A 13,298-nucleotide genomic window follows, 5' to 3' on the forward strand; every position below is an offset into this window, starting at 1 on the left:
CGAGTCCTCCTTGTCGTGGCGGGGCGCGTGGCCCGAAATGGCGTGGGTCGCGGCCGGCTCAACCGGCGGCGTAGATGGCTTCGATCTTGTGGGCGGCAAGCACGGCGGCGGCGGCCGGATCTTGGGCCACGGCGGCGATCAGCGCGGCCACGGCCGAAGCGATGCGGGCGCGCTCCACCGGATAGGGAATGTCGGCCAGCCTGCGGCACAGGGCGTCCAGGCGGGACAGGTTGGCGTCGGCCGGACCGGCCTGGCAGCGGCCCAGGAAATCGCAGGCCACGACCTGACCGCCGGCCTTGGGCTGGACGCCGGCCAGATAGGCCGGCGCGCCGCACACGGTACAAGTGATCTCGCCGGCGGCGGTGTCGGCCACCGGGAAGGTCCAGTCGTTGACCGTATTGCCGCAGGCGTCGTACTTGCGGATGTGCAGAAAGCGACTCTCGGCCGCCCAGCCGAAATCGGCGTGGGTCGGGTCGGCGACGCAGAACAGTCGGCGCGAAAGCATGGCAGGCTCCTTGGGTCCCAAAGCAAAGGCGAAACCGTCCAAGGCATAGTACGCCCGGGCGAAACAATCAACACGCCACGCCCCAATTCCCCGCCTACACAGGGGGTTTTCCCTTTCGCGCCGGGCCGGATTCTGATAGCCCCTAGCCTCGTCGCCGTCGCGGCCTGGAGGCTTAAGACATGTCGGGCTATCTCTACGTTCTGGGAGCCGCCGCCTTGTGGGGGCTGATCGGGCCGCTGTCCAAGCTGTCGTTCGCCGCCGGCATGGACACGGTGGAAGTGGCCTTCTGGCGCACCACCCTGGCCTGGTTTTTTTTCGCCGCCCAGGCCCTGCGCGCCCGGGAAACGCGCATCGCGCCCCGGGACCTGCCGGCCGTGGCCGGTTTTGGCGTGGCCGGCATCGCCGGGCTTTTCGGGGCCTATGTCGTGGCCGTGGAAGCCGGCGGCGCGGCCCTGGCCTCGGTGCTGCTCTACACCGCCCCGGCCTGGGTGGCCGTCATGTCGTGGCTGTTTCTCAAGGAACCCATGGGCGGCTACAAGATCGCGGCCGTGGCCGCCACCATCGTCGGCGTGGCCGGGGTGAGCTGCGGCGACGGAACCTCCGCCGTCAACGGCCGGGCCATTTTCTTCGGCCTGCTTTCGGGCGTCACCTATGCCCTGTACTACATCTTCGGCAAATACTACCTGGGCCGCTACAAGACGCCCACGCTGTTTCTTTACGCCCTGCCCGTGGGGTCGCTGACCCTTTTGCCCTTTGTCCACTTCACCCGCCCGACCCTGGCCGGGGCGCTGCCCTGCATCGTCCTGGCCCTGTGCTCCACCTACGGGGCCTATTCGCTCTATTACGCCGGCTTAAAACGCCTGGAAGCCACCCGGGCGGCCGTGGTGGCCACCCTGGAACCAGTCATGGCCGCGATTTTGGCCTACGCCCTTTTCGGCGAACGCTTCGGCGTCGTCGGCTATCTCGGTTCGGCGCTTATCATCGCCTCGGTGCTGGCCACCATCTGGGACGGCGCGCGCGAGCGGCTGCGCGCCCCCCTGCCCCGGGGGAGCGGAAACTAAAGACGGCCGGCCCGAAAACCGATAGGAAGGGCGTGGAGGACCGCCGCGTCCGCGCGGCGACGGCAGCCATGAGCGACAGCGTGACCACTCCCCCTCTTGGGGCGACTGCCCCGGCCCAGACCGCCCCGCAACGGACGGCCTTGGCTCCTGTGGCCGAACGCAAGATCGAGGAGCACGCCGCCGCGTCCACGGTGCGCGAAATCCAGGCCGCCTTTCCCGACCGCAGCATCGCCCTGCGCATCGACGAGGCCACCCAGATCGTCCAGACCCTGGTGCGCGACGACGCCACAGGCAAACTGTTGCGTGAACTCCCCGACGAAGAATGGCTGCGCCTGGTGGTCAAGCTTCGGGCCTTTGCCGCCGAGGCCATCCTGGACAAGTCCGTCTAGGGCGCGCCACGGGAACCATGCTTGCCCTTTCCGGCCGCCTTGGCTACTGTTCTTGCAGCCATTGCGCATGGCAACCCCTTCTCATAATTTATATTAAAAATAGTTTCACAGTTCACCCGGCGGGTTTTCCCGCGACGCCTCCTATCTCCCAACCTGACGGCTTTCGCGGCGTCGCCAAACCACCGGTGCTTTCGACCCGCCCAAACCGTCATGCCCACGGCCAAGCAACCCTTTCGCCCCTTTCCCGTCGGTCGCGGTCTGGCCCTTATTGCCCTGGCCCTGGCCCTCTACGTCGTCCTGGGCTGGCTGGTGGTGGCCGCCAACCGCAACGCCGCCGCCATCCGCGACGTGGTGCTGGAAGCCGACAACGCCGTGTCCGACATCCAGGCCGCGGCCGGTGAGATGCGCGCCCTGGCCCTGGTCGTGGCGGCGCGGGGCGACGACGCCGCCGCCGTAGCCTACCGCCAACAAGCCGATATCGCCGTCCAAAGCCTTCGGGAATTGCGCCATCTGGTCGATGCCTCGCCCGGGTTGGCCGACGTTGCCGCCATTGCGGCGCATCTGCCCAAGCTCATGACCATCCAGGCCCAGGCCCTGGAACTGGCCGACCAGGGGCGCACCGACGCGGCCTGGGACATGCTCCACGGCAGGGACTACGAAAGCCTTCTGGCCGAGCTCCATCTTTGCCTGACCACCTGCCAGGCGTCGGTCAAGGCTGGTCTGGACGCCCTGCTGGCCACCCAGGCCGGACATGCCCGAACGGGCCTGGCGGCCATCGCCGTGGCCACGCCCATCCTGGCCCTGGGGAGCCTGCTGCTCCTGCGTCGGGCAGCCCGGGTCTCCCGGGCCAACGACGAGGCCCGCTCCGAACTGGCCGCCTCGGAACGCCGCTTTCGGGGCACCTTCGAACTGGCCGCCGTAGGCATCGCCCATGTAGGGCTTGACGGCCGGTTCCTGCGCGTCAACGCCCGGTTCCGGGACATTACCGGCTACGACGTAGTCGAATTTGACCGCCTCGATTTCGCTGCCATCACCTACCCCGACGACCTGGACGCCGACCTGGAACGCGTGAGCGACCTCCTGTCCGGACGGCTGGCCACCTACTCCATGGACAAGCGCTACGTGCGCAAGGACGGCTCCCTGGTCTGGATCACCCTGACCGTGTCCCTGGTGCGTGACGACGACGGCGCGCCGCTTTTCTTCATCAGCGTCATCGCCGACGTCTCCGCCCGCAAGGCGGCCGAGGCCGCCGCCCGGGACAACGCCGCCGCCGTGCGCGAACTCCTCGACGCCGCCTCGGACCGGGTAGTGGTCGCCGACGCCTCGGGCCAGGTCCTGGCCGTCAACGCCGCCGCGGCCGCCGGCCTCGGGCTGCCCGGCGAGGCCATCGTGGGCAAGACCTTTGCCGAGGTTTTCCCGGGCAAGGTCGGCGAGAACCGTCTGGCCCAGCTGCGCCGGGCCGTGGAACTCGGCCGGCGGATGCGGTTCACCGACGAGCGGGCCGGCATCCTCTTCGACATCATCGCCGCCCCGCTGCCCACGCCGGCTGACGCCCTGCCTCGGGCCGCCCTGTTCGCCCGCGACGCCACGGCCATGATCCAGGCCAGACAAGCGGCCGAAGCGGCCAGTCAGGCCAAGAGCGATTTTTTAGCCAACGTCAGCCACGAGCTGCGCACGCCCTTAAACGGCATCATCGGCATGGGCCAGGTGCTGGCCGCCTCAAACCTCGACCCGGACCAGCGCCAATGCCTGGCCGACATTGAGCAGGCCGCCGGCGCGCTGTTGCATCTTGTCGAAAATCTTCTCGACCTGTCGCGCCTGGAGTCGGAAAAGCTCGCCCTGGACAACCAGCCCTTTGTCCTGTCGTCCATCCTTCAGGGCGTGGAAGCCACCCTGGCTCCCTTGGCCCAGGAAAAAGGCCTGGAGCTGTCAGCGGCCGTCGCCGGAGACGTGCCGGAGCTTTTGTACGGCGACGGCGGCAAGCTTCGCCAGGCGCTCCTGAACCTTGGCGGCAACGCCGTGAAGTTCACGCCGGCAGGCTCGGTGACCATCGAGGCCTACTGCGCCAAGCCGTGCGTGCTGGCCGGCCCGGAAGGGGAAACGGTGGAAGTGGGGTTTGCCGTGCGCGACACCGGCATCGGCATCGCCAAGGCGGATCAGGAGCGGATTTTCGAGCGTTTCACCCAGGTGGACGCCTCGTCCACCCGGCGTTTCGGCGGCACCGGACTGGGGCTGGCCATCAGCCGGGGGCTCATTGAGGCCATGGGCGGGGAACTGGCCGTGGACAGCGAACACGGACAGGGCAGCGTGTTCCGGTTTTGCCTGCGCTTCGGGCTTGTGCCCGAGGACGAGGCTACTGCCCCAGATAGGCCTTTCTGATGTCGGCGTTTTCCCGCAGCGCCGCCGCGTCGTCTTCCATGACCACCGCGCCGGTCTCCATGACGTAGGCCCGGTCGGCCAATTTGAGCGCCATGTTGGCGTTTTGCTCCACCAGCAGCACGGTCATGCCGCGCTCCTCGTTGACGTTGCGGATGATGCGGAAGATATGCTGGGAGATCATGGGCGACAGCCCCAAGGACGGCTCGTCCAAAAGCAACATGCGCGGCCTCCCCATGAGCGCCCGGGCGATGGCCAGCATCTGCTGCTCGCCGCCAGAGAGCGTCCCGCCGTGCTGCTTGCGCCGCTCATGGAGCACCGGGAAGAGCCGAAACACCATGCCTAGATCGGCCTCGATCTCGTCGGCGTCGCGGCGCAAGAACGCGCCCATGTCGAGGTTTTCCTGGACGGTAAGCCGCGGAAAGATGCGGCGTCCCTCGGGCACCTGGCACAGGCCCAGGGCCGGCAGCTGGTCCGGGCGCTTGTCGCGGATGGACTCCCCGGCGTAACGCACCTCGCCGGCCGTGGCCCGCACGATGCCGCAGATGGTCATGAGCGTGGTGGACTTGCCCGCGCCGTTGGCCCCGATGATGGTGACGACCTCGCCTTCCTCCACCCGCAGCGACACGTCGCGCAGGGCCTGGATGCGGCCGTAGTGGGCGCACACGCCCTCAAGCTCCAAAATAGCGGCCACGACTACTCCGTATCGTCGGAACGTTTGCCCATGCGCGCCGCCGGCCAGAGTCCGGCCGGGCGCACCAGCATCATGACGGCCATGGCGCCGCCAAAGGCCAGCATCCGGTAGAGTTCGAATTCGCGAAACGCCTCGGGCAGGGCCACCAGGGCCAGGGCGCCGAGGATGACCCCGGGAATGGAGCCCATGCCGCCGAGCACCACCATGGCCAACACCATGGCCGACTCGATGAAGGTGAAGCTCTCGGGGCTGACAAAGCGCATCCGGGCGGCGAAAAAGGCCCCGGCCAGGCCGCCGAAGACCGCGCCCAGGGCGTAGGCCAAAAGCTTGAACCGGAACGTGTCCACGCCCATGAGTTCGGCCGCGGTCTCGTCCTCGCGGATGGCCTCGAAGGCCCGGCCGATGCGCGAGAAGTTGATGCGGTGCACGGCCACGATGGTAAACGCGGCCAGGGCCAGGATGATGTAGTAGAGGTATTCGAGCTTGCGCAGCAGCAGGTACTCAAACGAAAAGGAGCCGTCCACGAAATGCGGGATGTAGATACCCGGGGACTTGATGCCGAGGATGCCGTTGGGGCCGCCGGTCAAGGCCATCCAGTTGTTGATGACGATGCGCACGATCTCGCCGAACCCCAGGGTCACGATGGCCAGATAGTCGCCGCGCATCCGCAGCGTCGGGTAGCCGATGAAACAGCCGGCCACGGCGGCAAAGATGGCGCAGATGGGCAGGCAGACCCAGAACGGCACGGAATAGTGCACCGAGAGCAGCGCGTAGGTGTAGGCCCCAACACCATAAAAGGCGATGTAGCCCAGGTCGAGCAGGCCGCACAGCCCCACGACCACGTTGAGGCCCAGGCCCAGGCAGATGTAGACCAGAACGTTGATCGCCACGTCCTGGGCATAGCGGTTGGTGAGCATGGGATAGGCCAGGGCGAAGACGATGACCGGGGCCAGCAGCATCCAGCGCGGCGCGCGACCCAGGGCGTCGCCCACGGCGTCCCGGGCGGCGGCCAGGGGACTCAGGACCCCATCGAGGCGGCCGGCCTTGCCCAGGCGGTAGAGCACGAAGCAGATGGTCGCGCCCACGGCCACCCGCAGCCAGACGGCAAAGGCGTCGGCGAAATGCAGCTCGCCGTCACGGATGCCCAGAAGCGGCCACAGGAGCAGGTAGAACCAGGCCAGGCCCAGGCCGAAATACTGCCAGGATTTCCTAGACCCGCGTGTCATCGACATTCTCTCCCATGATGCCAGTGGGCATGAAATAGAGCACCCCGATGAGGATGACGAAGGCGAAGACATCCTTGTACTCGCCGCCGGCCGGGATGTAGGCGGCGGCCAGGATCTCCACCATGCCGATGATGAGCCCGCCGATCATGGCTCCGGTGATGTTGCCGATGCCGCCGAGCACGGCGGCGGCGAAGGCCTTGATGCCGGGGACGAAGCCCATGTCGTAGCGCACCGAGCCGTAGTAGAGGCCGACCATGATGCCGGCGGCGGCGGCGAGCGCCGCGCCGATGGCGAAGGTGGTGCTGATGACCTTGTCGGAGTGGATGCCGACCAGGGCGGACATGACCTTGTCCTGGGCCGTGGCCCGCATGGCCTTGCCGATGCGGGTCCTAAAAACCAGCGTGTTGAGCAGCACCAGAAGCAGGGTCGTGACGAGCAGGATGCCGATCTGCATGAAGCTCACCCGCACGCCCAACCACTCGAAGCCGCCGTGGGTGAACTCCGTGGGGTAGGCCTTGTCGTAGACGCCCTGGGTGAGCATGAGGCCGTTTTGCAGGAAGATCGACATGCCCAGGGCCGAAAGCAGCACGGACAGGCGCGAGGATTGGCGCAGGGGCTTGTAGGCGACCTTTTCCACGGCCATGGCCAGCATGGCGCAGTAGCCCATGGCCAGGATCAGGGCAAAGGCCAGCCCGAACCAGGGGTGGCTGTCCATGAGGCCCTGGGAGGCCATGTAGCTTAAAAGGATGACGCCGAGGTAGCCGCCGGCGGCGAAGATCTCGCCGTGGGCGAAATTGATGAGCTGGATGATGCCGTAGACCATGGTGTAGCCCAGGGCCACCAGGGCGTAGACCCCGCCAAGGGTCAGTCCGTTTATGAGCTGCTGGAAAAAATAGTCCATGCGTCGGGGCCGCCATTGGGGGGAGGGCCGGCCCTCCCCCCTGCTGCTTGAGGATCGTGTTCTAGTACTTTTTGCCGGTCTGGGGGTCCCAGAAGTTGGCGAACTTGCCGTCCTTGACCACACGGATGATGTAGTTGGAGCCGGACTCGCCGTTGGCCTGGAACTTGATCTTCTTGGAAGCGCCCTGCATCTCGCCCTTGATCAGCTCGGCCTTGATCTTGGCCGGATCGGTGCTCTTGGCGGCCTTGATGGCGGAAAGCAGCGAGTAGGCGGCGTCGTAGGAATACGCGGAATACGCGCCGGGCTTGCCGAACTTCTCGTAGGCGGCCAGGAACTTCTTGTAGGAGGGGGTTTCCTCGTCGATGTAGCCAAAGGTCAGGTACATGCCCTCGGCGGCGTCCTTGGCGATCTCCATGAGCTGGGGATGGTAGACCGCGTCCTGGCCGATGATGGCGGCGGTGACGCCGGCACGCTTGGCCTGGATGAGCATGAGCGCGCCGGAGGCGGAGTTCTGCAGGCTCATGTAGAGAACGTCGGGCTTGGCGTCCTTGATCTTGGTGAGCACGGCCGAGAAGTCCTTGTCGCCCTGGTTGACGTGGTCATGGGCGATGACCTTGAGGCCTTCCTTGTTGGCCAGCTTCTCGACGTTGTCGGCCAGCCCCTGGGAGTAGGTGGTCTTGTCGTCGACGATGTAGATGGTCTTGGCGGCCAGCATGTCCTTGATGAACTTCATGGCGGCGATGGACTGGTCGTCGTCACGGCCGCAGACGCGGAACATGTAGGGCAGGCCGCGCTCGGTGACTTTCTCCGAGGTGGAGGCCGGGGTCAGCATGGGGATGTCGGCTTCGGCCAGGGTCTCGGAGGCCGGGATGGTGGCCGAGGAGCAGTAGGCGCCGACCACGCCGACGACCTTTTCGTTGACCAGCTTGTTGGCGGCAGCCACGGCCTGGCGCGGGTCGCAGGCGTCGTCCTCGGCGAAAAGCTCGATCTTGTCGAAGCCGGGGATACCGCCTTCCTTTTCGATGGCCGCGATGGCGGCGCGGGCGCCGTTGGCGATGTCGTTGCCGTCGGCGGCGTAGGAGCCGGTCAGCGGGCTTAAGCTGCCGATCTTCAGGGTGGCGGCCGTGGCCGTGCCGGCCATCAGACACATCGCAACCAGGGTCAGGATGACACGTTTCGCACTCATGTTCCGCAAACCTCCTTGCTCATGGTGTCGCCCTCACGGCCGCGACGTGCGGCCTCCCCGGGCGTTTCGCGGCCTGCTTGCCCTGTCGCGCGGACCTGCCGCGACACGGCCTCAAAAAGCCTCAAGCGTGACAGACATTCTCTCGATACTATCCCGTAATCGTTTCCCAAAATACGTCGTTAATCGGCCTCGGAGCCGAGGTAGGCCTCGATGACGGCCGGATTGGACCGGACCTCGGCCGGCGCGCCCTGGCAGATGCACACTCCATGGTCCAGGACCACCACCCGATGGCTCACGTTCATGACCACGCTCATGTCGTGCTCGACCAGCAGCACGTTGACGCCGGTTTTGGCGATGCGCTGGATCATTTCCATAAGATCCCGGCTCTCGGACGGGTTGAGTCCGGCGGCCGGCTCGTCGAGCAAAATGGTGGTGGGATCGGAACCCAACGCCCGGGCGATCTCCAGGCGGCGCTGGAGGCCGTAGGGCAGATTCTTGGCCACGGCGTCGGCATGGTTGGCCAGACCCACGAAATCCAGGGCGGCCATGGCCCGCTCGCGCACGGCCCGTTCCTCGGCCCGCTGACGCCTGGTGCGCAGCACCGAGCCGACCACCCCGGAGCGGGTGCGGCAGTGGCGCGCCACCATGACGTTTTCCAGGGCGGTCATGGCGGTAAACAGCCGGATGTTCTGAAACGTGCGGGCAATGCCCCGGGCCAGGATATGGTGGGGACGCAGACCGGAAATGGTCTGGCCGTCGTAGGCCACGGACCCGCCGGAAATCTTGTAAACGCCTGTTATGACGTTAAATATCGTTGTCTTGCCGGCCCCATTGGGGCCAATGAGACTTACGATCTCGCCGGGACGCAGATCGAAGGACACTTCCGTGAGGGCTTGGAGCCCGCCGAAGTGGACACTGACATCGGTTAGACACAGGTGGGCCATGGGATTGACTCTATACGAAAAAATCACAAGAAAAAAAAGGGGAAATTTTCAGGGAGTCCGTTGGGTTACCGCTTGGGCCGGCAATGCCCCCAAACCGTGGTCAAGAATAAAAAGCGCTCGGAAATCCTTAACAAAAAAGTCTAAAAAACAACAATCCGCCGCCCCCCCGGGAGGCCTTTGCCCCCTGGACGGACGGCGGATCAGGCGACGAAAAAAATGCTTCGCCGCCGGCCGATATTTGGTTTTTTGCTAATTTCGCAAAACAATCATCTGTCCGTTCCCTGCCCGTTTCAGGCCAGGATGGCCTCCAGAGCCTCGGCAAAGGCCTTGAGGTCGTCCTGCTCGACCACCAGCGGCGGCAGCAGACGCAGCACCGTGTCCTGGGTCAGGTTGCACACGAAGCCCTTGTCCATAAGCGCCTTCCAGACGTCCGCGCCCGGGAAGGTCAGCTCAATGCCGAGCATCAGCCCCAGGCCCCGGATCTCGGCGATCTTGCCCGGCCGGCGCTCGGCCACCTCGGCAAACAGGGCCTTGGCGAAATCGCCCAGGCGCTGCGCCCGCTCGGCCAGCTTGTCGCGGTTCATGATCTCGATGGTCTTGGACGCCGCCGCCGACACCAGAGCGCCGCCGCCGAAGGTCGTGGCGTGGGAACCGGGCACGAACCCGGCCGCCACCTCGTCCGTGGCCAGCACCGCGCCCATGGGCAGGCCATTGGCCAGGGCCTTGGAGCAGGTGAAGACATCCGGGGTCAGGCCGTAGTTCTGGAAGGCCCAGAACCTGCCGGTGCGGCACATGCCGGTCTGCACCTCGTCGATCATGAACAGGATGTCGCGCTGGCGGCACAGGGCCTGGACCGCCTCCAGATACTCCCGGGGAAACGGCTTCACGCCGCCCTCGCCCTGGATGCACTCCAGCAGCACCGCCGCCGTCTTGTCGCTGACGGCCGCGCCCAAGGCGTCGATGTCGCCGGCCTCCACGGTGGTGAAACCCTCGGGCAGGGGATCGAAACCGAACTTGATCTTATCCTGGCCGGTGGCGGTCAGGGTCGCCAGCGTCCGGCCGTGAAAGGACTTGGTCAGGGTGATGATCTCGTAGGCGTCGCGGTTTTTCACCGTGCGCATATAGCGCCGGGCCAGCTTGATGGCCCCTTCGTTGGCTTCGGCTCCGGAATTGCAGAAAAACACCTTGCCCATGTGGCAGGTGGCCTTGAGGGCCTCGGCCAGCTCGACCTGCTCGCGCTGGTAGAACACGTTGCTCACATGCACGAGTTCCCTGGCCTTTTGCGCCACCACGTCGGCCACCTCGGGATGACAATGCCCCAGGTTGCACACCGCGATGCCGGCCAGCAAGTCCACATACTCGCGGCCGTCGAGATCGCGCATACGGCAACCGCCGGCCGAGGCCACGGCCAACGGATACCGGCCATAGGTGCTCATGACGGACGCCTGCTCCCGCGCTTTCAGCGCGTCAAACGCTTCACTCATCGCGATCCTCCTTACGGGACGTGAATTCCCGGGGGAGGGAACCCCCTTTTTGCAAAAAGGGGGTTCCCTCCCCCGGACCCCCACCCTCCCCCAAAAACTTTCAACGGGTTGCGGTCACCGTAAAGCCTGCCTTCTGGTCCCCTTATTGGGGGCAGCGAATCGCCCGGTTTTGGACCGGGGCGCGCCCCGGTCCAAAACCGGGCGATTCGCTGCCCCTAGTGAGGGGGTCCGGGGGGATCATCCCCCCGGCCGCCGGAGGCATCTTCCTCTTATCCTTCTTATTCTCTCCCCGTATGGCCAAACCCGCCCGCGCCGCGGGCGGTGGCGTCGAGGTCGTCGACGGGCGTGATGATGGGCCGGATAAAGGGGGCCAGCACGAGCTGGGCGATGCGGTCGTGGCGATTGATGGTCAGGGGCTCGGTGGACGTGTTGAGCAGCCAGACGATGATTTCGCCCCGGTAGTCCGGGTCAATAACGCCCACGCCCTGGGCCACGGTGAGGCCGTGCTTGGCCCCCAGCCCCGAGCGGGAATAGATGAAGCCGGCCACGCCGGGCATGTCGATGGCGATGGCAATGCCGGTGGGCACGGCGGCGCGATGGCCCGGGGCGATGGTCAGCGATGCGGCCTCGATGTCGGCGCGCAGGTCCAGTCCGGCCGAGCCGGCGGTGCCGACGCTGGGCGGATTGTCGCGGCTGGAGTCGCGCAGGAATTTGACGCGCAGGATGGATGTCGGGCCGGTCATGATGGTCGCCTCCGGGTCGGGAAATCAGGGGCGTAAAAGTACCCCTTTGACGGGATTTGTAAACGCTTTTTAATTTACTGAAATACTACATTTTTTAGACGGCGCTTGAGGGCGTTTCGGCGCGGGGTGAGCCAGGCGGACGGGAGGGGCGGAAGACGACGGGGCCGATGGGCAGGCATGGCCGGGCGACCGGAACAACGATGCGAATCAGAAAACGACGTCGCTGAAGAAGCGCGAGCGCGGCAGGAAGGCGACCGGAAGGCGTGGGGAGCAGCGGAGAGGCGTCGGGGCGGGGGCTATCGGTCACGCGCCCGGAGACGGCCGCTGCCGGGAGGGGTTTTCCGGCAGCGGCCGCGTCCGTCGGCATGGCGCGCGGAGAGAGTCCGCGTCAGGCGCGGGACGGCCCGTATCCGGCCGTCCCGCTGTCGTGGGTCCTACAGCAGGCTGTCCACCGGGGTGTATTCCAGGCCGAAGGCGTCGGAGACGCCCTTGTAGGTGACCTTGCCGTGGACGACGTTGGCCCCGGCCTTGATTTCGGCGCTATCCTTCATAGCCTCTTTCCAGCCCTTGCCGGCGATCTGCAGGGCGTAGGGCAAGGTGGCGTTGGTCAGGGCCATGGTGGAGGTCTTGGCCACCGCGCCGGGCATGTTGGCCACGCAGTAGTGGATCACGCCGTCAACGGTGTAGATGGGGTCGCCGTGGGTGGTGGGGCGGGAGGTTTCGAAGCAGCCGCCCTGGTCGATGGCCACGTCCACGAGGACCGCGCCCTTTTTCATGGTGGCGAGCATTTCCCGGGTGATGAGCTTGGGGGCCTTGGCGCCGGGGATGAGCACCGCGCCCACGACCACGTCGGCCCGGGTGAGCAGGTCGCGCAGAAGGGCCGGGCTGGACATGAGCGGGAAGCAGTTCTTGGGCATGATGTCGCTGAGGTAACGCAGCCGGTCCAGGTTGAGGTCGAGGATGTAGACCTTGGCACCCAGGCCGCAGGCCATCTTGGCCGCGTTGGCCCCGACTTCGCCGCCGCCGATGACCACCACCGTGGCCGGATCGACGCCGGTGACGCCACCGAGCAGCACGCCCAGGCCGCCGTGTTCCATTTCGAGATATTTCGCGCCCTGCTGGATAGCCATGCGGCCGGCGACTTCGCTCATGGGGGTCAGCAGGGGCAGGGAACCGTCGGCCTTCTGGATGGTTTCGTAGGCGATGCCGACGCACTTGCTCTTAATCAGCGCATGGGTCTGGCGCTCGTCGGCGGCCAGATGCAGGTAGGTGAAGACGATCTGGCCTTCGCGGATGAGGTCGTACTCGGCCGGCAGGGGCTCCTTGACGTGCATGACCATGTCGGCGCGCTCGAAGATTTCCTTGGGCGTGGCCACCATCTCCGCGCCGGCGGCGATGTAGGCGTCGTCATCGAACCCGCTTCCCGCGCCGGCGTTTTTCTCGACCAGCATGGTATGACCATTTTGGCGCATCACTTCCACGCCGGCCGGGGTCATGCACACGCGATTCTCTTCGGACTTGATCTCTTTGAGGATGCCAACGATCATTTCGAACTCCGGTTTACGGGTTGCCGTCGGGGAATTTCTCTTGCCGTCCCCCTTGGTTAGCAAGTCCCTTGCCAGGGTTCCGCAGGGAGCCGAAAAAAACGCCGCCCAGAGGCGGCGTTTTTGCGAAATATGCAAAAAATGTAAAATTGCGGCACATTAGAAAACAATGAGGCGACGCCTGCCCGCCTCTCTCGGGGCGCACCCGGCAGAAATCCTGTCGGCGAGGCCGGGGGTAAATGGTC

At 65.9% G+C, this 13,298-nt stretch carries 12 protein-coding genes; 3 read left to right on the forward strand and 9 right to left on the reverse strand.

What is annotated here, in order from left to right:
- Positions 1-58: 58 nt before the first annotated feature.
- A complete protein-coding gene (locus tag DMR_RS21510) occupies positions 59-505 on the reverse strand; it encodes a hypothetical protein (RefSeq protein WP_015863159.1) in 447 nt (148 codons plus the stop codon).
- Between the two features lie 179 nt (positions 506-684).
- On the opposite strand from DMR_RS21510, the gene DMR_RS21515 reads away from it, so the two are divergent.
- The 3 genes from DMR_RS21515 to DMR_RS21525 all read left to right on the forward strand — a co-directional run bounded on the left by DMR_RS21515 (position 685) and on the right by DMR_RS21525 (position 4,334).
- The gene (locus tag DMR_RS21515; RefSeq protein ID WP_015863160.1) at positions 685-1,566 is read left to right on the forward strand and encodes a DMT family transporter; all 882 of its coding nucleotides are present in this window, start codon (positions 685-687) and stop codon (positions 1,564-1,566) included.
- 68 nt (positions 1,567-1,634) lie between these two features.
- On the forward strand, positions 1,635-1,955 hold the full coding sequence (locus DMR_RS21520) for a flagellar protein FlaG (protein ID WP_232502853.1): 321 nt from the start codon (positions 1,635-1,637) through the stop codon (positions 1,953-1,955).
- A 210-nt stretch (positions 1,956-2,165) separates the two neighbouring features.
- Positions 2,166-4,334 (forward strand): sensor histidine kinase, encoded by a 2,169-nt coding sequence (locus tag DMR_RS21525; RefSeq protein ID WP_015863162.1) that lies wholly within the window; start codon positions 2,166-2,168, stop codon positions 4,332-4,334.
- Here the strand turns inward: DMR_RS21525 and DMR_RS21530 are convergent.
- From DMR_RS21530 to ald, 8 genes are all read right to left on the reverse strand, one after another.
- A complete protein-coding gene (locus tag DMR_RS21530) occupies positions 4,309-5,025 on the reverse strand; it encodes an ABC transporter ATP-binding protein (RefSeq protein ID WP_015863163.1) in 717 nt (238 codons plus the stop codon). The two genes, DMR_RS21525 and DMR_RS21530, sit on opposite strands and share 26 nt — an antisense overlap.
- Positions 5,026-5,027: 2 nt before the next feature.
- The gene (locus tag DMR_RS21535; protein ID WP_043601346.1) at positions 5,028-6,251 is read right to left on the reverse strand and encodes an ABC transporter permease subunit; all 1,224 of its coding nucleotides are present in this window, start codon (positions 6,249-6,251) and stop codon (positions 5,028-5,030) included.
- Positions 6,235-7,152 (reverse strand): branched-chain amino acid ABC transporter permease, encoded by a 918-nt coding sequence (locus DMR_RS21540; RefSeq protein WP_015863165.1) that lies wholly within the window; start codon positions 7,150-7,152, stop codon positions 6,235-6,237. The genes DMR_RS21535 and DMR_RS21540 overlap by 17 nt, the downstream gene beginning before the upstream one ends.
- Positions 7,153-7,213: 61 nt before the next feature.
- Positions 7,214-8,338, reverse strand: a complete 1,125-nt coding sequence (locus DMR_RS21545; RefSeq protein WP_015863166.1) for a branched-chain amino acid ABC transporter substrate-binding protein — start codon at positions 8,336-8,338, stop codon at positions 7,214-7,216.
- A gap of 179 nt (positions 8,339-8,517) precedes the next feature.
- The gene (locus DMR_RS21550) at positions 8,518-9,282 is read right to left on the reverse strand and encodes an ABC transporter ATP-binding protein (protein WP_015863167.1); all 765 of its coding nucleotides are present in this window, start codon (positions 9,280-9,282) and stop codon (positions 8,518-8,520) included.
- 290 nt (positions 9,283-9,572) lie between these two features.
- Positions 9,573-10,766 (reverse strand): aspartate aminotransferase family protein, encoded by a 1,194-nt coding sequence (locus DMR_RS21555; protein ID WP_015863168.1) that lies wholly within the window; start codon positions 10,764-10,766, stop codon positions 9,573-9,575.
- A gap of 278 nt (positions 10,767-11,044) precedes the next feature.
- A complete protein-coding gene (dut, locus tag DMR_RS21560) occupies positions 11,045-11,509 on the reverse strand; it encodes a dUTP diphosphatase (protein WP_015863169.1) in 465 nt (154 codons plus the stop codon).
- A gap of 434 nt (positions 11,510-11,943) precedes the next feature.
- The gene (gene ald, locus DMR_RS21565) at positions 11,944-13,056 is read right to left on the reverse strand and encodes an alanine dehydrogenase (RefSeq protein ID WP_015863170.1); all 1,113 of its coding nucleotides are present in this window, start codon (positions 13,054-13,056) and stop codon (positions 11,944-11,946) included.
- Positions 13,057-13,298 lie beyond the last annotated feature (242 nt).

The sequence above is a fragment of the Solidesulfovibrio magneticus RS-1 genome, assembly GCF_000010665.1.
Taxonomy (GTDB): Bacteria; Desulfobacterota; Desulfovibrionia; order Desulfovibrionales; family Desulfovibrionaceae; genus Solidesulfovibrio; species Solidesulfovibrio magneticus.

Bases quoted from the DNA above. Each gene is read 5' to 3' on its own strand.
- DMR_RS21510 (WP_015863159.1), bottom strand. From the start codon at position 505: ATGCTTTCGCGCCGACTGTTCTGCGTCGCCGACCCGACCCACGCCGAT.
- DMR_RS21515 (WP_015863160.1), top strand. From the start codon at position 685: ATGTCGGGCTATCTCTACGTTCTGGGAGCCGCCGCCTTGTGGGGGCTG.
- DMR_RS21520 (WP_232502853.1), top strand. From the start codon at position 1,635: ATGAGCGACAGCGTGACCACTCCCCCTCTTGGGGCGACTGCCCCGGCC.
- DMR_RS21525 (WP_015863162.1), top strand. From the start codon at position 2,166: ATGCCCACGGCCAAGCAACCCTTTCGCCCCTTTCCCGTCGGTCGCGGT.
- DMR_RS21535 (WP_043601346.1), bottom strand. From the start codon at position 6,251: ATGACACGCGGGTCTAGGAAATCCTGGCAGTATTTCGGCCTGGGCCTG.
- DMR_RS21540 (WP_015863165.1), bottom strand. From the start codon at position 7,152: ATGGACTATTTTTTCCAGCAGCTCATAAACGGACTGACCCTTGGCGGG.
- DMR_RS21545 (WP_015863166.1), bottom strand. From the start codon at position 8,338: ATGAGTGCGAAACGTGTCATCCTGACCCTGGTTGCGATGTGTCTGATG.
- DMR_RS21550 (WP_015863167.1), bottom strand. From the start codon at position 9,282: ATGGCCCACCTGTGTCTAACCGATGTCAGTGTCCACTTCGGCGGGCTC.
- DMR_RS21555 (WP_015863168.1), bottom strand. From the start codon at position 10,766: ATGAGTGAAGCGTTTGACGCGCTGAAAGCGCGGGAGCAGGCGTCCGTC.
- dut (WP_015863169.1), bottom strand. From the start codon at position 11,509: ATGACCGGCCCGACATCCATCCTGCGCGTCAAATTCCTGCGCGACTCC.
- ald (WP_015863170.1), bottom strand. From the start codon at position 13,056: ATGATCGTTGGCATCCTCAAAGAGATCAAGTCCGAAGAGAATCGCGTG.